Genomic DNA, 20,518 nt, shown 5'->3' on the forward strand with positions numbered 1-20,518 from the left:
GCCGTGGCTTCCAGCAGCCTGCCACTGGCGCTGACGTCGGGCGATCCCTCGGGCATTGGCCCCGAAATCGCTGTCGCCGCCTGGCGGCAGCGTGTGGCGGCCGGCGTGCCGCCCTTCTATCTGCTTGGCTGTCCGAAGCTGATTGCGGCGCGGGCGCGCGCCCTTGGCGTCGACGTCGCCATCGTCGAGACCGACCCCGCAGGTGCTGCGCAAGCCTTCGCGGAAGCCCTGCCCGTGGTGCCGCTCACAGCGCCATTCATCGACACGCCGGGCCAGCCCGACAAGGCAAATGCCGCCGGCATCATCGAGGCCATCGACCGTGCGGTGGCCGACACCTTCGAAGGCCGGGCCGCTGCCGTCGTCACCTGCCCGATCGCCAAGAAGCCGCTTTATGACGCCGGCTTCCGCTTTCCCGGCCACACCGAATATCTCGCCCATCTCGCGACCGAGCGGACCGGCGTCGACACCACCCCTGTGATGATGCTCGCCGGGCCGGAACTGCGCGCGGTGCCTGTGACCATCCACATCGCGCTGGCGGAGGTGCCGAAGGCGCTGACCACCGAGGCCATCGTCGAGACCGCGCGCATCACCGCACGCGACCTCAGTGCCCGCTTCGGCATATCAAGGCCGCGCATCGCCGTCTCCGGCCTCAACCCGCATGCCGGCGAAGGTGGGGCGATGGGCCACGAGGACGAGCGCATCATCCGCCCGGCGATCGCCGCGCTCAAGGCGGAAGGCATCGACGCCTTCGGCCCCCTGCCCGCAGATACGATGTTCCACGCCCGGGCGCGTGCCGGCTACGACGCAGCCATCTGCATGTATCACGACCAGGCGCTGATCCCGGCCAAGGCGCTGGCCTTCGACGAGACCGTCAACGTCACGCTCGGCCTGCCCTTCGTCAGGACCTCGCCCGACCACGGCACCGCCTTCGACATTTCAGGCAAGGGCATCGCCCGGCCCGATAGCCTGATCGCGGCGCTGAGGCTGGCGCGGCTGCTCGCCGACGGCGAGGCAAAGGCATCATGAGCACCAGCATCGACGGCCTGCCGCCGCTCCGCGACGTCATCGAACGCCATGGCCTGCAGGCCAAGAAGGCGCTCGGCCAGAACTTCCTGCTCGACCTCAACCTTACCGGCAAGGTGGCACGCGCCGCCGGCGACCTGACCGGCGTCACCGTCATCGAGGTCGGCCCCGGCCCCGGCGGCCTGACACGCGCGCTGTTGATGCATGGCGCGAAGAAGGTCATCGCCATCGAGCGCGACGAGCGCTGCCTGGCCGCCCTTGCCGAGGTGTCCGACCACTATCCCGGCCGGCTCGAGGTGGTGTCGGGTGATGCGCTGAAGACCGATTTCGCCGGCCTCGCCGCTGGTGAGCCGGTCAAGATCGTCGCCAACCTGCCCTACAATATCGGCACCGAGCTTCTGGTGCGCTGGCTGACCGTCGAGACCTGGCCGCCCTTCTACCAGTCGCTGACACTGATGTTCCAGCGCGAGGTCGCCGAGCGCATCGTGGCAAAGCCAACCAGTTCCGCTTTTGGCCGGCTCGGCGTGCTGGCGGGCTGGCGCACCGATGCCCGCATCGCCTTCGACGTGCCGCCGCAGGCCTTTACGCCGCCGCCCAAGGTGACCTCGTCGGTGATCCATCTGGAGCCGCGCAGAGAGCCGCTGGCAGCCGATGTGAAGGTGCTGGGCCGGGTCACCGAGGCCGCCTTCGGCCAGCGCCGCAAGATGCTGCGCCAGAGCCTGAAAAGCATGGGCGGCGAAAAGCTGCTGCAAGCCGTCGGCATCGACCCGACCCGCCGCGCCGAAACGCTCAGCGTCGAGGAATTCGTGGCGCTGGCAAAGGCGGTGTGACGGCAAAGGCGGTGTGACGGCAGGTTACCCTCCTCCTTGCGGGGACACTTGTATACTTGACAAGTACGGTGGCTGACTCTATATTAAAATTCAAGGGGTTACGCCATTTCCGTCCTTACTCAACCGCACTTCCACAACGAGACCGCAGCAATCGCGCGGCTTGAGGCTATCGGGTGGCCGCAAGGCCCGCATTGCCCGCGCTGTGGCGGCTTTGACCGTATCACCACGGTTAAGGGTGGTCGCGAAGGTTTGCGCCGCTGTGGCCCATGCAAGCGCGAATTTACGGTCACTGTCGGCACCGTTTTCGAGCGCAGCCATGTGAAGCTGCACATCTGGTTTCAGGCGGCGCACTTAATGGCCTCCAGCAAGAAGGGCATCAGCGCCCATCAGCTTCACCGGACGCTTGGCGTCACGTACAAGACGGCTTGGTTTATCGAGCACCGACTGCGCGATGGCACTCTTCCGATGCTTGGCGGCGAAGACAAGGATGTTGAAGCAGACACCACTTACGTGGGCGGCAAAGAGAAGAATAAGCACACCCGTAAGCGTGACCCGCGCGCTATCGGTGGCCTTGGGAAGCAGATCGCTCACACTCTGGTTGAGCATGGCGGCGCTGCCCGGTCCAGCCATATTGCCGACGTCACCGGCAAAACGCTGCGGACGGTCTTGAATAACGTTGATTGCAAATCCGCACTTATGACCGATACCGCTGGCGGTTACCTCCATGTAGGCCGTGAATTTTCCAGCCATGATACGGTTGACCATGGCGAGGATGAGTACGTGCGCGGCAATGCCCATTCGAATGCCGTGGAGGGCTATTTCAGTATCCTGAAGCGCGGCATCATTGGCACGTTCCACCACATGAGCGAGCAGCATTTGCACCGCTATCTAGCGAAGTTTGATTTCCGGTATAGCAATCGCTCCGCGCTGGGCATAGAGGATGAGGCTCGCGCTGCACTGGCGATGCGTGGTATTGTTGGAATGCGGCTTATGTACCGGGACTCATCGCTGGCGTAGCTGGCAAATCTTCGGAAGAGGATATTCTTGCAGTCATGGCCCGCCTCAGAATTCGCTTCTTGATCAACAAAGGGCGGCACGGCGCGCCTCTGGCGAAGCTTGGGCGCATTTCCGAGCAGGCCGAAAAGTTCTTGCGGTCTCTCGCGGCCGATGCCGGCATCGATGTGAAACCGGGCGAATGGTTGGCGGTCAACTTCAACAATGGTTCCGTCGAATATGACGCTGAGTTCCAAGGTTCCATGCAAAATGGAGCGGCCCAGGTATTTGTTCGAGGCGCTGAACTGCTTGCCGACTATGACCCGGAAAATGAAGGCCTGAACTCGGCGGTCTCCGAAGCCACTGCGCTTGAGTACTCCAAGATTGGCGCCTTAATAGACCCCGATGAAACTATTGGGATGGGGATCTATCCCGCACTAGGCGGTTCGCCGAAATGGCGCCTGATAACTTACGGGAAAACTGTAGCGATCAGGAAGCAGATGGAGGCGCCGATACCTTCTCACGGCACCGTCCAAGGCATCATACATACCCTGCATAAAGAGGCGAAAGAGCCGTTTTTTCAATTGCGCGAACTCGCCACTGAGGGATTGGTCAAAGTATTCTATCCGAACGCGCTCTATTCGGAAGTTGCCGACGCGCTTCGCGAGCGCAATACTATGATTATGGCTTCCGGAAATATGCTATACGATCGCGTTAGCCGAGCCGCCTCCGAAATGCGAATGGAGCGAATTGCCAAGATGCCCACGCTGTCGAGCGCTGAATTTGAACGGTTTTTCGGCAGCGCGGCAGATTTCAAATATGTCGATTTTGATAGCGAACACCAATAAATGGCCGATCTTCCGCGTGTCTATGTGGACGCTTGTTGCTTCATCGACATGGTGAAAACCGAAGTCGGGGCACAGATCGAGTCCGACCGTGAGCATGATGTTTGGCATCTGAAGCGATTGCTTGAGGCAAACCGCGATAGGGAGGTCGAGATATATACCTCGACGATCACAATCGCGGAATGCCAGCACGTCGGCGATGAAGATGTTACCGAAGCCGTCAAGGCAAGGTTTTCGGCTCTGCTCATGTCCGGCCAATATGTCCGCCTCGTTGAGGTAACGCCGTTCATTGCCCAAGACGCGCGTGATCTAAGATGGGTTCGGAACGTTGCACTGAGGGGAGCTGATAGTATCCATGTGGCGTCGGCGCTTGATCGCAGGTGCGGCGAATTTCTCAGCACGAACGGTCGTTTTGCCAGAGTCGACAAGTATTCCGGGGTGCTTTCGAACCTTGGCCTCAACGTCAGGCGAGCGCGGAATACGATTTTGCTGCCGTCGAAGTATCGCCAACTAAGGCTGGGAGATCAGTCGAATGGGCACTAAGCGCGACGACAAGAAGCAGTCCGCTGCCTTCATCAAGAAGGCGCGTGAGCTTGAAGCGGATGGCGAAGAATCGGCGGCGGACGAACTTATGAAGCGACTGGCAAAGACGCCACCGGAGCCGCGCCGCCCGCCGGCGCCAACACGATAACGCACAGCCATGGTAAGCTTCCTATATGGCCTCTTGGGCGGCTTCATCGCATGGTCCGTGACGTGGTTCTTTCTCCAGCCACTGTCTTCTTTCTTCAATCTGCGTGGGCAAGCGGCCGAAGTATTGGTTCGGTACGAGGATCGATTCGACCCGGACCCTGATGTGCCGGCGCCAACCCCAGAATGGCTTGCGGATCGAAAACGCGCTTATGAGACCTGTGGAACAAGCCTTACTGCGTTCGCCTTTTCAAATTCGTGGTTCTCCAGTCTTCTCTACAGACTGCCGTTCGGCATTCCTCGCTATTATGTGAGGAGTGCCGGATCGAGTCTAATAACATTGTCTCAGGCGACACCGGGAACGCAGGCAGCTGATCAATTGAGGAAACAGGTCGAGTCAGGTCTAAAGCTTCACTATGCTGTCCCTAGACGGAAGCGGCATTAGCCATCGTAGTTGTCAAGTATACAAGTGCCCTTGTGGGGAGGGCGTCGGCGAAGCCGACGGGTGGGGGGCCTTAGGGTGTTTCCGCGATTCGAAGAAAAGCGGAAACGTTCCAGTTGAGTGCGATCCTTACCGCCCCCACCCCGACGCTACGCGTCGACCCTCCCCACAGAGAGAGGGTAAGAAAACCTCAGAGCTTTTCGTCGAGCAGTTTCGACACGAAATCGAACAGGCCGGGCCGGCGGTCGCGGCGCAGGCGTTCCGCGGCGACGATGGCGCGGACTTCGGCGAAGGCGCGGTTGAGGTCTTCGTTGATCACGACATAGTCGTATTCGCCCCAGTGCTCGATCTCGTCGCGGGCGTTCTTCAGCCGCGTCTCGATCACCGCGTCCTGGTCCTCGGCGCGGCGCTTGAGGCGGGCCTTCAGCTCGCCCATCGACGGCGGCAGGATGAAGATCGAGACGATGTCGCCGCGCATCTTTTCCTTGAGCTGCTTGGCGCCCTGCCAGTCGATGTCGAACAGCATGTCGCGGCCCTGCGACATGGCAAGCTCGACCGGCTCGCGCGGGGTGGCGTAGAAATTGCCGTGGACCTCGGCCCATTCGAGCAGCGCGTCATTGTCGCGCAACAGCTCGAACTCGCGCTTCGAGGTGAAATGATAGTGGGCGCCGTCGATCTCGCTGCCGCGGCGCGGCCGGGTGGTGACGCTGACCGACAGCTTCAGTTCGGGATCGGTCTCGATCAGGTTGCGCGAGATTGTCGACTTGCCGGCGCCCGACGGCGACGACAGGACCAGCATCAAGCCGCGCCGCTTGATGACGATGGATGGGGTCTCGGCGCTCATGCGCTACTCCAGATTCTGAACTTGCTCGCGGAACTGATCGACCACGGCCTTCAGTTCCAGCCCGATGGCGGTCACTGCGGCGGCATTCGACTTCGAACACAGCGTATTCGATTCGCGGTTGAATTCCTGCGCCAGAAAATCGAGCTTGCGGCCGATGGCGCCGCCGCCGGCAAGCAGGATGCGTGCGGAGGCGACATGGGTCTTCAGCCGGTCGATCTCCTCGCGGATGTCGGCCTTGGTGGCGAGGAACGCCGCTTCCATGTTGAGCCGCGTCTCGTCGAGCGCGGGGGACGCCTCGAGCAGCAGCCGCACCTGTTCGGCCAGGCGCTGGCGGATCTGCGCCGGCTCGCGCGACGGATCCGCTTCGGCCTGCACCGTCAGCGTCTCGATGGTTGCGATGTGGTCCGACAAAAGCGCGCGCAGCGCCTCGCCCTCGGCCTTGCGCGCCTCGACGAGACCGGCGAGGCCCTTTTCCAGGCCATCCATGATCACCGCGTCGATCGCCGCCCGCTGCTCTTCCGTCTCGACGGCCTCGGGCATGTCGAACACGCCGCGCAGGGCAAGCAATCCGTCGGCGCTGGCGGGGGCCGCGCCATATTGCTGGACCAGGCGGGTGGCAAGCTCGGCCACGTCGCGCAGGAAATTTTCGTTGATGACCGGCTGCACCATAGCGCCGGCCGTGCGGCTGACGGTCAAGGTCGCCTGCACATTGCCGCGCGAAAAGCGCTTCTGGATCGCCTGCCTGACCGCCGGTTCGAGCCGCTCGAAGCCCTGCGGCAGGCGCAGGCGCACGTCGACGCTCTTGCCGTTGACCGACTTCACCTCCCAGGCGATCGCCGTTCCCTGGTGCTCGGCGGCCACGCGGGCGAAGCCTGTCATGCTTTGTAGAGTCATTTGGGTAGGGTCATCTGGGCAGGTTCATCTCAAGAGGTTCATCCGGGCAGCGCGTCCTGTCTTCCTGCAGCGTGCCCTGCGCGCGCCCCAGGCGGGGCAATGCAGGCCTGTTCCTACTTCTTGACGGCGTTGGTGGTGGCGGCGTCCTTCTTGGCCGGATCGGCCTCGTCAGCCGCCTTCTCGTCCTCGACGACCTTGCGCTGGAAGGCGCGCCAGCGGGCGACGTTTTCGTTGTGTTCGTCCAGCGTCTCGGCAAAGACGTGGCCGCCCGAACCGTCGGCGACGAAATAGAGATCCTTGGTCTTCGAAGGATTGGCCACCGCCTCCAGCGAGGCCTTGCCCGGATTGGCGATCGGCGTCGGCGGCAGGCCCTTGATGGTGTAGGTGTTGTAGGGCGTCGGCTTGTCGATGTCGGAGCGATAGATCGGCCGGTCGGCCGGTTTCCCCTTGCCGCCGAAGATGCCGTAGATGATCGTCGGATCGGACTGCAGCCGCATGCCCTTGTTGAGGCGGTTGATGAACACCGCCGCAACCCGCGAGCGCTCGTCGCCGCGCGCCGTTTCCTTCTCGACGATCGAGGCCAAAGTCACGAACTCGTTGATGTCGGCGAGCGGCAAATCGGGCGAGCGCCGGGCCCAGATTGTCTCGACCAGTTCCTTCTGGTCAGCCAGCATCTTGTTGACGATCTGCTGGCGCGTCAGGCCGCGGGTGAAGCGCTGCGTGTCGGCGGCAAGCGTGCCTTCGGCCGGCATCTCGGTCGGCATGTCGCCGCTCAGCGCTTCCTGCTCGGCAATGCGTTTCCACGCCTGCTCGACGGTCAGGCCCTCTGGAATCGTCAGCGAATACTGTACCGACTTGCCGCTTTTCAGCAGTTCCATGATGTCGTGCATCGAGGCGCCGGCTTGGATCTCGTATTCGCCTGCCTTGAGCGAGCCATCATTGCCATAGGCGCGCACGCCAATGCGGAAGATGCGGGCGTCGCTGATCAGGCCGCGCCGCTCGAGCTGGTCGGCGATGTCGGCGACGCCTGTCGAGGGCTTGACCAGGAAGGTCGCCGGCACCGTCGAAGGGCCCGCGCCGCCAAATTCCTGCTTGCCGAAATAGAGGGCGGCACCGCCGGCGAGGATCACCAGCACCGCCGTCGACATCATGAAATTCAGGAACACGACGACCTGGTTGCGCGAGGCGCGCGAACGCTTGGAGGGCGGCGGCGTGCCGGCTTCCGGCCGCAGCGCTTCCTGCGCGGTCTTTGGAACGATCGGATTGGCCGATATCGGATTGGCCGGTGCGGCGCGTGGTGCGCCCTCTCCCTGCCCTGGCGTATTGATGCTCATCTTGCCTCGCCTTTGCGTCGAATCCCCGCCGGGAGACTAGGCTTGAATGTGGCAAAAATCACGGCAAAGGGCCCTGAACGGGCCCCTTCCCACAACCTATCAGCCGTTGAAGCGCTGGAACACCAGCGAGGCGTTGGTGCCGCCGAAGCCGAAGGAGTTCGACAGGGCGACGTCGACCTGCCGCTTGCGCGGCGTGTTCGGCACCAGATCGATGGCCGTCTCGCGCTCCGGATTGTCGAGATTGATCGTCGCCGGCACGATGTTGTCGCGGATGGCAAGGATCGAGAAGATCGCTTCGGCCGCACCGGCAGCACCCAAGAGGTGGCCGATCGACGATTTGGTCGACGACATCGACACCTTGGAGGCGGCGTTGCCGACGAGACGCTCGACGGCGCCGAGTTCGATGGTATCGGCCATGGTCGAGGTGCCATGGGCGTTGATGTAGTCGATGTCGGCCGGCGTCAGATTGGCGCGCTTGAGGGCGGCACTCATGCAGCGGAAGGCGCCGTCGCCATCCTCGGCGGGTGCCGTGATGTGATGGGCATCGCCGGTCAGGCCGTAGCCGACCACTTCGGCGTAGATCTTCGCGCCGCGCGCCTTGGCATGTTCGAGCTCTTCGAGCACGACGACACCGGCCCCCTCGCCCATGACGAAGCCGTCACGGTCGCGGTCATAGGGGCGCGAAGCCTTTTCGGGATCGTCGTTGCGATCGGTGGAGAGCGCCTTGCAGGCGGCAAAGCCGGCCAGCGACAGGCGTGTCACCGGCGCTTCGGCGCCACCGGCCACCATCACGTCGGCATCGCCGAACATGATCAGGCGGGCGGCATCGCCAATGGCGTGCGCGCCGGTCGAGCAGGCGGTGACCACGGCATGGTTCGGGCCCTTGAGCCCGTGCCGGATCGACACCTGGCCGGAGACCAGATTGATGATCTGGCCCGGAATGAAGAAGGGGCTGATGCGGCGCGGGCCGCGCTCCTTGAGGATCAGGGCGTTTTCGGCGATGCCGTCAATGCCGCCGATGCCCGAGCCGATCATGACGCCGGTCGAATTCTGTTCGTCCGGCGTCTTTGGCGTCCAACCCGAATCCTTCAATGCCTCGTCGGCGGCCGCGATCCCGTACAGGATGAAGTCGCCGATCTTGCGCAGTTCCTTGGGTTCAAGGACCGCTTCGGGATTGAAGCTGTTGTTGGAGCCGTCGCCGCGAGGGATGACATTGGCGATCTTGCAGGCGAGGTCGTCGACCTCGAACTCCGTGATCCGACGGGCTGCGCTGCGGCCGGAAAGGAGCTCTTTCCAGCCGTGCTCGTAGCCCATGCCGAACGGTGAAAGCAGGCCAAGGCCTGTGACGACCACACGCCTCATCGCAGGCATCCCTGACAATTCGCGATCGCTCAGGCCGAAGCCTTGTCGATGTACTTCACGGCGTCGCCAACGGTGAGGATGGTCTCGGCCGCGTCATCGGGGATCTCGACGCCGAATTCTTCTTCGAAAGCCATGACGAGCTCGACCGTGTCGAGGCTGTCCGCGCCCAGATCGTCGATGAAGCTCGCAGCTTCCGTCACCTTGTCGGCGTCGACGCCAAGATGTTCGATGACGATCTTCTTGACGCGCTCTGCGGTGTCACTCATGTGGGCATCCTCAGTCTGGTGTTGTTAGGTCTTCGTTAGCGGGCGGATTGCCGCTAATCAAGCTGTAATCTACGCTTTCCCAAGCGCTCGGGCGGCGGTCGGGTTTCGTCCTGGCCACCTGATGGAGCGCGGCAATACACGAAAAATTCACCGCGTCCAAGGCAAAAGGGCCGGTTATCCCGGCCAATCGGCCAATCAGATCCCAATCAGATCCCAAATCAAATCATTGCCATGCCGCCATTGACGTGGATCGTCTGGCCGGTGACATAGGCCGCCTCGTCGGAGGCGAGATAGGCGACCGCCGAGGCAACTTCCTTACCGGTGCCCATGCGCTTTGCCGGGATCGCCGCCATGATCGCCTCTTTCTGCTTGTCGTTGAGCTTCTCGGTCATCGCCGATTCGATGAAGCCCGGGGCGACGCAGTTGACGGTGATGTTGCGGGTGGCGATCTCCTGGGCCAGCGACTTGGAGAAGCCGATCATGCCGGCCTTGGAGGCGCAGTAGTTGGTCTGGCCCGGATTGCCGGTGACGCCGACGACCGAGGTGATGTTGATGATGCGGCCATGGCGGCGGCGCATCATCGGATGCGTCAGCTCGCGCGTCAGGCGGAACATCGCCGTCAGGTTGATCTCGATGACCTGGTCCCAGTCGGCGTCCGACATGCGCACGAACAGGCCGTCCTTGGTGATGCCGGCATTGTTGACCAGGATGTCGACGCCTTCGAGCTCGGCCTCGGCCTTCTGGCCCAGCGCCTTGACCTCGTCGCGGTCGGCGAGATTGGCCGGGAACAGCTTGACCCGGTCGCCGAGTTCGCCGGCGAGCGCCTCGAGCTTTTCGATGCGGGTGCCGTGCAGGCCGACGATGGCGCCCTGGCTGTGCAGGATGCGGGCGATTTCTTCGCCGATGCCGCCGGATGCACCGGTGACGAGTGCCTTGCGGCCGGTCAGATCGAGCATGTTGCTACCTTCCTTGAAGAGCGCACCCTTCACACGGGTGGGGTCGTTTGAATCGTTCAGGCGAGCGCGGCAATCGCCGCCTCGACATCGGCCGGCGTGTTGACGGCTGACGTCGCGATCTCCTTGTTGATGCGGCGGGCGAGGCCCGACAGCACCTTGCCGGCGCCCACTTCATAAAGCGTGGTGACGCCGTTGTTGCCGAACCACTCGACGGTCTCGGCCCAGCGGACGCGACCGGTGACCTGTTCGACGAGGCGGGCGGCGATCTCTTCCGGATCGGTGATCGGCTGGACGGTGACATTGGCGACGACCGGAACGACCGGCACATTCTTCTGCACCCCGGCCAGCGCCTCGCGCATCTTCTCGGCAGCGGGTGCCATCAGCGCCGAATGGAAGGGGGCGGAGACCTGCAGCATCAGCGCGCGCTTGGCGCCCTTGGCGGTGCAAAGGGCCGCGGCGCGCTCGACCGCCGCCTTCTCGCCCGAAATGACCAGCTGGCCGCCGCCATTGTCATTGGCGATCTGGCAGACCGAACCCTGCGCTGCCTCGGCACAGGCGGCGTCGACGTCGCCCTGTTCGAGGCCGATGATCGCAGCCATCGCGCCCTGGCCAGCCGGCACCGCCGCCTGCATGGCGTTGCCGCGGATGCGCAGCAGGCGGGCTGCGTCGGCGACCGAGACGAAACCGGCGGCAGCAAGGGCCGAATATTCGCCGAGCGAGTGGCCGGCGACGTAGGACACCTTGTCCCTGAGCGACAGGCCGCGGGCTTCCAGCGCCCGGAACGCCGCCATCGACACCGCCATCAGCGCCGGCTGGGCGTTGGCGGTCAGGGTCAGCGTCTCCTCCGGCCCTTCCCAGATCAGCTTCGACAGCTTTTCACCGAGCGCGTCGTCGACTTCCTCGAAGACGCGGCGCGCCTCCGGAAAGGCATCGGCCAGTTCCTTGCCCATGCCGACGGCCTGGCTGCCCTGCCCCGGAAAAGTGAATGCAACGGCCATGTCGATCTCCTGGCTACTTGCCGCATCGGCCCGAACCGGAATCGGTTGTTTCGGGGCATGATGCGCAGACTTATCACGTCGGCGCGCCGTTGCACGTTGGGGAACAAGCCGCGCGCCATATCGTTGTGCCTCTGGCGCAATGGATACCGTCAAGTCAAGCCTTGAGGGCTTTGGCACCCCTTTGGGGCAAATAATCACAGAGAATTAATGCGAAAAACGTTTTGTTTGCCCCATCCTTCTCAATTTTGCCATATGCGCTAGGTTTTCGATGACAGTTTCGTGACGGTTGCGTGACGCCGCCGTCCAGCGTTCGAGGAAATTGAGTTGGCAAAGCTGTTCGCGACGGGCAAATCTGTCGCACATCAAGAGGAAAACGAGGCTGAAGCACTCAGCCGGCGTGCCTATGCACTGGGCGTTCTGCGCTCGGTGATGATCACGCTCGCCGTCTCGGCCGTGCTCGTCTTCGCCATCGAATTCGTCGCGCGCGGCTCCTTCACCGACACGCTCAATTTCTTCCAGCAGCCGTTCAAGCCGAGTTGGACGACTGTGGCGCTGTTTGCGCTTTTGATCATCGGTTTCGACGCCCTGCTCGGCCGGCCCTATAACGGCCTGCTGGTCGTGGCACCCGTGGCGCTGATGCTTGCCTTTGTCGGCCACCAGAAGTCGCTCTATCTCGGCGACCCGCTCTACCCGACCGATTTCCTCTATGTCAGGCAGATCGTCGAACTGATGCCGCTGCTCGTGCGCGAGCGGCCGCTTGCCGGCATCGGCATCGCGGTCGGCCTTGTCGCCGGCATCACCATGCTGGTGCTCGCCTGGCGCTACTGGCGCCGCCGCATGCCGGCGCTGTCGTTCTGGGCGCGCATGTCGCGCCTGGCGATCGCCCTTCCGGCGCTGGCCTTCTTCGTCTCGATCATGGACTACGCCACCTTCTCGTGGACGCGCGACCGCCTGCAGATCATCCCGATGATGTGGGACCAGAAGGAAAATTACGCCTCCAACGGCTTTGCCATCGCCTTTGCGCTCAACGTGCCGATGGCCAAGGTCAAGGCGCCGCAGGGCTATTCCGACAAGGCCATCGACGCCATCGCGGCCCCCGAACAGGCCGCTGCCGTGCTGCCCGAGGAAAAGCCCGACGTCATCATCGTGATGAGCGAATCTTTCTGGGATCCGTCACGCCTGCCCGGCGTCTCGATCACGCCCGACCCGATCCCGAACGTGCGCGCGTCGCAGTCCGGCCACGTCTTTTCGCCCGAATTCGGCGGCATGACCGCCAATGTCGAGTTCGAGGCGCTGACCGGCTTCTCCAATGCCTTCCTGCCGGCCGGCTCGATCCCCTACCAGCAATATGTCCGCGCGCCGGTGCCGTCGCTCGCCACCTTCTTCAAGAGCGAAGGCTACGACACCAAGGCCATCCATCCCTTCGGCGGCTGGTTCTGGAACCGCGCGCCGGTCTACAAGGCCTTCGGCTTCGACAAGTTCATGTCGGAAGAGAACCTGCCGCTGCTCGCCAAGCGCGGCCCGCTGGTCTCGGACGCGGCACTGACCGAAGAGATCATCCGCGAGGCCGACGCCACCGACCATCCCTTCTTCATGTTCGCGGTCTCGCTGCAGAGCCACGGCCCCTATGAGCCGAACCGCTACAGCGACACCAGCCACAAGGTCGACGCGCCGACGTCGCAGTGGACGCGCGATTCGATCCTGACCTATGCCGAGGGCGCCTCCGACGCCGACCGTGGCCTGAAGCGGCTGATGGACTGGGCCAGCAAGCGCGAGCGCCCGACCGTCATTGCCTTCTTCGGCGACCACCTGCCGCCGCTCGGCCCCGTCTATGTCGAGACCGGTTTCATGAAAGAGCCGGTCGCCAAGCGCAGGGCGCCGATCGACGAGATGCTGGTGCAGCACGAGACGCCTCTGGTGGTGTGGTCGAACCGCACCGGAACCGCGCGCGACATCGGCTCGATCAGCCCGGCCTTCCTGCCGCTGCATGTGCTCGAGACCGCCGGCATCAGCCACCCCTATTACACCGGCTTCCTCGGCGACCTGCATGACCGCTACCGCGTCGTCGACCGCAACATGCTGTTGCCGCGCCAGGGCGAGTCTGTGTTCGACTGGTCGCGCCAGAAGGAACTCGACCCGGCGATCCGCGATTTCCGCTGGCTGCAATATGACATGATGTTCGGCAAGCGCCGCGGCGCCAAGGGCTTCTTCCCCGAGACCGTCGACAAGGTCGTCGCCAACCGCACCCGTTCGCCGCTGTTCCTTCGGGACGAAGCCTTCGGCTGAGCATCGAAATCGGGCGCAAAAGCCCGACTTATCACCCTGGAAGCCTTCGGCGGAACATCGAAATCGGGCGAAAAAGCCCGATTTCTCAGGGAATCTCGGCCCTTCCCCTTGCCTTGGCCCGACTTAGCATGTAGACGCGCGCCATCTGCCGGTCCCAGCTGGGGGCTGAACGGAGGGCCGGAGGTTTTCTTGAAAGCCGCCGTGTGAAGCGAAAACGCTTCCGCCTCCCGTGTCTCCGCTCTCGACCGTCTCGTCGTGCACCTTTCTTCTCCCGAGGTGGCCAATGGCCCTCGAAGGATCAGGGAAGTCGCAGAGGCTCTAGCCGCCGGGACCGGAAGATGGAAACGAAGAAAGGCAAAAACTATGGCTCTTTATGAACATGTGTTTCTTGCCCGCCAGGACCTCTCGCAGCAGCAGGTCGATGCACTTGTCGAACACTACAAGGGCATCATCACTGCAGCTGGCGGATCGGTTGGCCGGGTCGAGAACTGGGGACTGAAGTCCCTCACCTACCGCATCAACAAGAACCGCAAGGCGTATTACACGCTGATGGACATCACCGCGCCGTCGGCTGCCGTCAAGGAAGTCGAGCGTCAGCAGGGCCTGTCCGAAGACGTCCTGCGCTTCATGACCGTCAAGGTCGAGGCGCATGAAGAAGGCGTCTCCGCCATGATGCAGAAGCGCGAAGAGCGCTCCGAGCGTGGCGAACGCGGTGGCTTCGGCGACCGTCCGCAGCGCAGCTTCGGCGATCGCGGCGACCGTGGTCCGCGCAGCTTCGGCGACCGCGATGGCGGTGGCGATCGTGGCCCGCGCCGTCCGCGCGAAGGTGTTGAAGGGGGTGCAGAATAATGGTCGACATCAACCAGATCCCGACCCGTCGTCCTTTCCACCGTCGTCGCAAGACTTGCCCGTTCTCCGGCGCCAACGCTCCGAAGATCGACTACAAGGACGTGCGTCTGCTGCAGCGCTACATTTCCGAGCGCGGCAAGATCGTTCCTTCGCGCATCACCGCCGTCAGCCAGAAGAAGCAGCGTGAACTCGCCCAGGCGATCAAGCGCGCCCGCTTCCTCGGCCTGCTGCCCTACGTGGTGAAGTGATATCGGTTCCGGCCCGGCGGCATTCGCCCCGGGCCGGACCATTCCCTGCCGCGACGGGCGCGGTCGGGTGAACCTTCAAATCCCGGGTTGGATTTCTAAGGGAAATCCTAACTGCCGCGACAGGCAGGACAGCGAAACCGGCGGCAACGCCCTCATTGCTTCCTTGCCCGTTGAATTTTTCCGCTGCCTTTGCAGCCAACGAAAGGACAAGGACAATGGACGTCATTCTCCTCGAACGCATTTCCCGCCTCGGCCAGATGGGCGACACCGTCAAGGTCAAGGACGGCTTTGCCCGTAACTTCCTGCTGCCCAAGGGCAAGGCGCTCCGTGCCAACGAAGCTAACAAGAAGAAGTTCGAAGGCCAGCGCGCCCAGCTCGAAGCCCGCAACCTCGAGCGCAAGTCGGAAGCCCAGCAGGTCGCCGACAAGCTCGACGGCAAATCGTTCATCATCGTGCGTTCGGCTGGTGAAACCGGCCAGCTCTACGGTTCGGTCTCGACCCGCGACATCGCCGATCTGCTGATCGCCGAAGGCTTCACGGTTGCCCGCAACCAGGTCGAGCTCAACCAGCCGATCAAGACCATCGGCCTGACCAATGTCGCCATCGCGCTGCACGCCGAAGTCGAAGTCACCATCACGCTGAACATCGCACGCACGGCCGATGAAGCCGAGCGTCAGTCGAAGGGCGAGACGCTGACCACCGCCGAAGCCATCTATGGCGACGACATCAACGAAAACGCCCGTCCGGACAGCTTCTTTGATCCGAACGAGGACGGCGAAGGCGACGAGGGCTGATCCAGCCTTCTGTCCCGATCCAAGTTTACCGGCCGGTCTTCCGGCCAGTTTTCTGGACCAAGCCCGGATGGCAACATCCGGGCTTTTTTTGTGCCAGGCGTGGAACTTGGCAGCGTCGCTCCTATTTTGAGGAAAGGACTACACGACTGACCTTTTCGCGAGCACGCCATGAATATGCTGTTGCAACGCATCGTCGGGAAGCTTGTGCGTACCGGCAATCTGACAGTCACCGGCCCCAACGGACGATCGCACCGTTTCGGCGATGATACGGGCGACCCTGTCCACCTCCTGATCAAGACGCGGCGTGCCGAAAACGCCATCACGCTCGACCCGATGCTGGCTTTGCCCGAGGCCTATATGGACGGCGATGTCGACATCGTCGGCGGCGACGTGCTCGGGCTGATGCGGGTGGTATTCCAGAACCTCGGCAATGGCAGCATCGACACTGCCTGGACCAAGGCGCTGGACAATCTCCGGCTCGCCTTCCGCCGCTTCCAGCAGGTCAACACCACAGCCCGCGCCAAGCGCAACGTCCAGCGCCACTACGACCTGTCGGGCGATCTCTACCGGCTCTTCCTCGACACCGACATGCAATATTCCTGCGCCTATTTCGCCGATCCCGACATGACGCTGGAAGAAGCCCAGATCGCCAAGAAGGCGCATATCGCAGCCAAGATGCGGCTGAGGCCGGGCCAGTCCGTGCTCGACATCGGTTCCGGCTGGGGCGGGCTCGGGCTCTACCTCGCCCGCACCTTCGAGGCGCAGGTGCTCGGCGTGACCTTGTCAACCGAGCAGCATGCGGTCGCCACCGAACGCGCCCAGGCCGAGGGCCTCGAAAACCGGGTCCATTTCGAAATCAGGGACTACCGCGACCTCGTCGAGCGTTTCGACCGCATCGTCTCGGTCGGCATGTTCGAGCATGTCGGCGTCAACCACTACCGCACCTTCTTCGACAATGTCGCCAAGCGGCTGAAACCAGACGGCGTCATGGTGCTGCATTCGATCGGCCGCGCCGGCCCGCCGGCCTCGACAAGCGCCTTCATCCGCAAGCACATCTTCCCCGGCGGCTACATTCCGGCGCTGTCGGAAGTGCTGCCGGCAATCGAAAAGGCCGGCCTGATGGTCACCGACGTCGAGATTCTCAGGCTGCATTATGCCGAGACGCTGCGGCACTGGAGCCTGCGTTTCCAGGCCAACCGAGACAAGGCCAAGGCGATCTATGACGAGCGCTTCTGCCGGATGTGGGAGTTCTATCTCGCGGCGTCCGAGGCTGCCTTCCGCTGGCAGGACCTGATGGTGTTCCAGATCCAGCTCAGCCACCGCAACGACACGCTGCCGCTGACCCGCGACTATATCGGCAAATGCGAAAAGGCGCTGGCCATGCACGAGATGGGGCACCGGCAGGCGAAGCTCGCCGCCGAGGACAAACCTGCCGCCCAGCCTGCAGCCAAGGCTCAACCTGCCGCCAAGGCCGGAGCCGCCCAGGCTGAAGCTGGAAAGATCGGCCGCCGCAGGAAGGTTGCCGACAAGGAATAGCATGGCAACCACGCCTGGCCCTTGCGCCTCATGCGTCTGCCATAGGAAAAAGCCCGTCTCGCCATGAGCCGGGCTTTTTTCATGACCCCAGGGTTTCCTCGATGACCTATGCCATCTACGTCCTGGCAGCCCTTGCCGAGATCGCCGGCTGCTTTTCCTTCTGGGCCTGGTGGCGGCTCGACAAGTCGGCGCTGTGGCTGATCCCCGGCGTCGCCGCGCTCATCGCCTTCGGCTGGCTGCTGGCCCTGGTCGATGCCGACGCCGCCGGCCGCACTTACGCCGCTTATGGCGGCATCTACATCGCAGCGTCGCTGGCCTGGCTTTGGCTCGCCGAAGGCATCCGCCCCGACCGCTGGGACATGATCGGCGCCGCCATCTGCATCCTCGGCGCCTCGGTCATCCTGCTTGCGCCGCGCGGCGCCTAGCTGACCTCCGGCCAAACCGCGCGGCCTCGTCACCATTTGACCTGCAGGCCGATATTGCCTTCGAAGCTGCGGCTGCGCTCGCCGCCCAGATTGAAGCTGTAATCGGCGACCGCAAAGGCGCTCACCTTGTCGGTGAAGGCATGGCTGATGCCGGCGCCGAGCTCGAGCCGGGTGCCGCCGGTTTCAACCCGGATCGCGTCGCTGTCGAAATAGGTGACATCCTCGCCGTCGAAGCCGTGCCAGAGATTGGCCTTGAGATAGGGCTTGAGCTGGCCCGAGGCGGTGTCGAACGTGCCCTCGAGGCGCGCGCCGATGCGGCCGGTGACGCCGCGCCCCTCGTCGAAGCGCACGCCCGACAAGGTGTCGTCGGCGTCTTCAAGGGACACATCCTGCCAGATGATCTGGGCCTGCGGCTCGAGCATCCAGCTTGCGGTCAAAGCGATCGGCGCCCCCGCCTCCAGCGAGGCGGTCACCACGCGGCCGTCGGCATCGATGGCGATGGCGCGGTCGGAGCCTGCATCGCCGCCGAGCCAGCTTCCCATCAGCACGGCATCGACATACCAGCCGCCCGCACCGACATGGGTAAAGTAGCCGCCGACGCTGTAGGCATCGAGGTCGAGCTTGCCGGCGGCCAGATCGGCCTGGCCCTGCACCGCACCGCGGATATCGGCGTTGAGGCTGGCATAACCGAGGAACAGGCCGGCGGCGTGACGCGCGCCCGCTTCGGTCTCGCCGCGCCAGAGATCGAGGCCGGCCTGGATGCCCAGCGTCGTGCTGTCGGCCGACGGCGACACCGTGCCGGCCCAGTCCTGGCTGGAGCTTGAGCCGAACACCCGTCCCCATCCGACCGAAAGATCATCGCCGCCGGCAAGGAAACCCTGCTCGCCGCGGCGCTCGTGGAAGGTGCCGAGCGTCGCCAGCGCGACGTCGCGGGCCATTGGCGGCATCACGGAATAATCAGCCGTCTCGGGCCGGATCAGCGGGATGCCGGGCTCGCTCGGGTCAACCGGGTTGACCAGTTCGGAGCGCAGATACCAGTTCTCGCCCAGCCCCGCGGCATCGCCCCGGAACAGCAGATATTCGTAGGCGCCATAAGCCACCGGGCTCGCCAGCGTGAAGGCGCCGGCATCGGTGGTGCCGCCCGAGGTCGTTTCGACGACCAGGATGCCGTCGGCATCGGTCTGCTCGCCGGTGCCGCCGAGATTGACGATGATGATGCCGGTCGAGCCGCTGGCGTTGCCGCCCTCGATCACCAGCCGGTCGGACGGCGCGCCGTCACCTGAAACAACGGTGTCGAGCCTGATGTAACCGCCGGCGCCGATGTAGTTGCCGACGACGGTGAAGCTGTCTGTGGCACTTGCCGCACCATTGGTCAGGTCGACGGTGCCGGCATTGGTCAGCATCACCGCATTGCCTCCGGTGAAGGCGCGAACGGCGGCATTGACGCCGGCCCCGGCGCGCAGCGTGCTCGACGCGTCGATGCTCAGGCTGCCGGTGTTGGACAGGCCATCGCCCAGCACCAGATCGCCGTCGAGCGTGAATTGGGAGCCCTGCGTCAGATTGACGGTCTCCCAGTTGACGTAGCGGGCGACCGAGGTCGAACCGGTGCCCTCGAAGGTCAGCGTGTCGATACTGGCGCTGGAGCCACCGTCGATGAGCTGGCCGGCGGCAAAACTGGCCTCCGTCAGGCCGCGCAGCAAGGCCGTGTCCTGCCCGGTGCCCATCGTGACATTGCCGCCGATGCTGCCGCCGCCGAGCCAGCGGAAAATGTTGTTGCCGTTGCCGAGATTGATGAACGTGCCGACAGCGGCGGTTCCGGAGATCTCAAGCAGGTCGTTGCCTTGCACCGCGACAATCGAGGTGTCGACGCTGCCGCCCGACATCCGCATCTCGTTGTTGGCCTGCTCGAGATTGACGTTGCCGATGCGCCCGCCGGTCATGGTCACGAAGTCGCCGGCGAAGAATTCACCGATGATGTGGCCGCCGCTGATCGTCGCCGTATCGAGGGCACTGCCCTGGTTGAGCGATCCGACCACGCCGCCTGACATGACGAAGTCGTCGATACCGCCGCTCTGGTTGACCGCGCCATTGATCACCCCTGAATGGATGGTGACGACATCGCGGAAATTGCCGAAGACGACGTCGCCGTTGATCGTGCCGGTGCCGCCAGCAGGCATCGTCAGCGCATTGGTGCCGTCCGTGTCAGTCAGCCCGGCGCTGGCGCCGCTGTCGCAGACATAGACGCTGTTGCCGGCCGTCGGCGTCAGGTCGCAGGCGGCGAAACCGGCCTCGGTCGAGGCCAACACAACCATGGCGGTGGAAGCCAGCCAGACCAGTCGGGCCGGTGCCGAGCGAAGAACGTGCATGTTGCCTCCTCAAGCAGACGAGGCCCGCGCCGCAGCAGCGCAGAATTGGCCCCTGACAGCCCTCGGACATATGCTTCGCCATGTGCCGCATCGCGATGAACAAGCCCTCGGGATGGCAAGGATCAGCGAATGTCTGAATAAAATCAACAGCCGATGTATACGAACGACCCTGGAATTATGCTGAGCAGCTTCTTGGTAAACAAAACTGCTTGAGGAATATTCCTGTTTTGTTCCTTCCGATTTCCGGCTACGATTGCGCCGATTCGCGGACCGGTTTCCGCTGCCGGCGGCTGTGCCGTGGGGAGTCTGACTCGCAGGAGGCATCTTTCCCGTGGTTCGATGCCGTGCCGCGTGCAGTTCGGCCCTAAGGATTCGATGGTTTTGGAGAAATACGCGAGCCGGGATTCGGCAACAGTCAAATTGATTCCGGCGGTAGGATTCATGTCCTGTGGATGGTTTCGCCCGACCTGTGAATTCTTGGGCAAACTGGCCTTGAAACCCAGCTAAAGCAGATTGAGCCAGCACTTCGATATCGGACTC

General features: G+C 63.5%; 20 protein-coding genes. 12 read left to right on the forward strand and 8 right to left on the reverse strand.

Features of this window, described 5'->3' with window-relative positions; translation table 11 throughout:
* Window positions 1-3: 3 nt before the first annotated feature.
* The 6 genes from pdxA to N7E70_RS22530 all read left to right on the forward strand — a co-directional run bounded on the left by pdxA (window position 4) and on the right by N7E70_RS22530 (window position 4,382).
* Complete coding sequence (pdxA, locus tag N7E70_RS22505) at window positions 4-1,026, forward strand: 4-hydroxythreonine-4-phosphate dehydrogenase PdxA (protein ID WP_185910181.1); 1,023 nt, start codon at window positions 4-6, stop codon at window positions 1,024-1,026.
* Entirely contained in the window at window positions 1,023-1,853 is an 831-nt protein-coding gene (rsmA, locus tag N7E70_RS22510) for a 16S rRNA (adenine(1518)-N(6)/adenine(1519)-N(6))-dimethyltransferase RsmA (protein ID WP_154385084.1), read from the forward strand. The genes pdxA and rsmA overlap by 4 nt, the downstream gene beginning before the upstream one ends.
* 105 nt (window positions 1,854-1,958) lie before the next feature.
* A complete protein-coding gene (locus N7E70_RS22515; RefSeq protein WP_263007741.1) occupies window positions 1,959-2,870 on the forward strand; it encodes an IS1595 family transposase in 912 nt (303 codons plus the stop codon).
* 35 nt (window positions 2,871-2,905) lie between these two features.
* The gene (locus N7E70_RS22520; protein WP_263007704.1) at window positions 2,906-3,694 is read left to right on the forward strand and encodes a hypothetical protein; all 789 of its coding nucleotides are present in this window, start codon (window positions 2,906-2,908) and stop codon (window positions 3,692-3,694) included.
* Complete coding sequence (locus N7E70_RS22525) at window positions 3,695-4,234, forward strand: type II toxin-antitoxin system VapC family toxin (protein WP_263007705.1); 540 nt, start codon at window positions 3,695-3,697, stop codon at window positions 4,232-4,234. It begins immediately after the preceding gene.
* Complete coding sequence (locus N7E70_RS22530) at window positions 4,224-4,382, forward strand: hypothetical protein (RefSeq protein ID WP_263007706.1); 159 nt, start codon at window positions 4,224-4,226, stop codon at window positions 4,380-4,382. The genes N7E70_RS22525 and N7E70_RS22530 overlap by 11 nt, the downstream gene beginning before the upstream one ends.
* A gap of 628 nt (window positions 4,383-5,010) precedes the next feature.
* On the opposite strand, the gene gmk is transcribed toward N7E70_RS22530, so the two are convergent.
* The 7 genes from gmk to fabD form a co-directional block, all read right to left on the reverse strand.
* Window positions 5,011-5,664 carry a guanylate kinase gene (gene gmk / locus N7E70_RS22535; RefSeq protein WP_067964069.1) on the reverse strand — a complete coding sequence of 218 codons (654 nt, stop codon included), beginning with the start codon at window positions 5,662-5,664 and terminating at the stop codon, window positions 5,011-5,013.
* A 3-nt stretch (window positions 5,665-5,667) separates the two neighbouring features.
* Complete coding sequence (locus tag N7E70_RS22540; RefSeq protein ID WP_263007707.1) at window positions 5,668-6,558, reverse strand: YicC/YloC family endoribonuclease; 891 nt, start codon at window positions 6,556-6,558, stop codon at window positions 5,668-5,670.
* A 113-nt stretch (window positions 6,559-6,671) separates the two neighbouring features.
* Window positions 6,672-7,892 carry an endolytic transglycosylase MltG gene (mltG, locus tag N7E70_RS22545; RefSeq protein WP_263007708.1) on the reverse strand — a complete coding sequence of 407 codons (1,221 nt, stop codon included), beginning with the start codon at window positions 7,890-7,892 and terminating at the stop codon, window positions 6,672-6,674.
* Window positions 7,893-7,991: 99 nt separating this feature from the next.
* Window positions 7,992-9,254, reverse strand: coding sequence for a beta-ketoacyl-ACP synthase II (gene fabF / locus N7E70_RS22550; RefSeq protein WP_192317676.1), 1,263 nt, complete (start codon window positions 9,252-9,254; stop codon window positions 7,992-7,994).
* Between the two features lie 29 nt (window positions 9,255-9,283).
* Window positions 9,284-9,520 carry an acyl carrier protein gene (locus tag N7E70_RS22555; protein WP_055978681.1) on the reverse strand — a complete coding sequence of 79 codons (237 nt, stop codon included), beginning with the start codon at window positions 9,518-9,520 and terminating at the stop codon, window positions 9,284-9,286.
* 218 nt (window positions 9,521-9,738) lie between these two features.
* A complete protein-coding gene (gene fabG, locus N7E70_RS22560) occupies window positions 9,739-10,476 on the reverse strand; it encodes a 3-oxoacyl-[acyl-carrier-protein] reductase (RefSeq protein ID WP_192317678.1) in 738 nt (245 codons plus the stop codon).
* A 56-nt stretch (window positions 10,477-10,532) separates the two neighbouring features.
* Window positions 10,533-11,474 (reverse strand): ACP S-malonyltransferase, encoded by a 942-nt coding sequence (gene fabD, locus N7E70_RS22565; RefSeq protein WP_263007709.1) that lies wholly within the window; start codon window positions 11,472-11,474, stop codon window positions 10,533-10,535.
* A gap of 429 nt (window positions 11,475-11,903) precedes the next feature.
* Between fabD and N7E70_RS22570 the strand changes: the two genes are divergently transcribed.
* The 6 genes from N7E70_RS22570 (at window position 11,904) to N7E70_RS22595 (ending at window position 17,612) form a co-directional block, all read left to right on the forward strand.
* Window positions 11,904-13,760, forward strand: a complete 1,857-nt coding sequence (locus N7E70_RS22570) for an LTA synthase family protein (protein WP_263007742.1) — start codon at window positions 11,904-11,906, stop codon at window positions 13,758-13,760.
* A gap of 363 nt (window positions 13,761-14,123) precedes the next feature.
* Window positions 14,124-14,609, forward strand: coding sequence for a 30S ribosomal protein S6 (gene rpsF / locus N7E70_RS22575; protein WP_067964080.1), 486 nt, complete (start codon window positions 14,124-14,126; stop codon window positions 14,607-14,609).
* Entirely contained in the window at window positions 14,609-14,857 is a 249-nt protein-coding gene (rpsR, locus tag N7E70_RS22580) for a 30S ribosomal protein S18 (protein WP_018427106.1), read from the forward strand. The genes rpsF and rpsR overlap by 1 nt, the downstream gene beginning before the upstream one ends.
* Window positions 14,858-15,072: 215 nt before the next feature.
* Complete coding sequence (gene rplI, locus N7E70_RS22585) at window positions 15,073-15,651, forward strand: 50S ribosomal protein L9 (RefSeq protein WP_067964082.1); 579 nt, start codon at window positions 15,073-15,075, stop codon at window positions 15,649-15,651.
* Between the two features lie 168 nt (window positions 15,652-15,819).
* Entirely contained in the window at window positions 15,820-17,187 is a 1,368-nt protein-coding gene (locus N7E70_RS22590; RefSeq protein ID WP_182574417.1) for an SAM-dependent methyltransferase, read from the forward strand.
* A gap of 101 nt (window positions 17,188-17,288) precedes the next feature.
* Window positions 17,289-17,612, forward strand: a complete 324-nt coding sequence (locus tag N7E70_RS22595) for a YnfA family protein (protein WP_067964085.1) — start codon at window positions 17,289-17,291, stop codon at window positions 17,610-17,612.
* Between the two features lie 29 nt (window positions 17,613-17,641).
* Here the strand turns inward: N7E70_RS22595 and N7E70_RS22600 are convergent, their stop codons facing one another.
* Window positions 17,642-19,978, reverse strand: coding sequence for an autotransporter family protein (locus N7E70_RS22600; RefSeq protein WP_182574416.1), 2,337 nt, complete (start codon window positions 19,976-19,978; stop codon window positions 17,642-17,644).
* Window positions 19,979-20,518 lie beyond the last annotated feature (540 nt).

Source organism: Aminobacter sp. NyZ550 (assembly GCF_025628925.2).
Taxonomy (GTDB): domain Bacteria; phylum Pseudomonadota; class Alphaproteobacteria; order Rhizobiales; family Rhizobiaceae; genus Aminobacter; species Aminobacter ciceronei.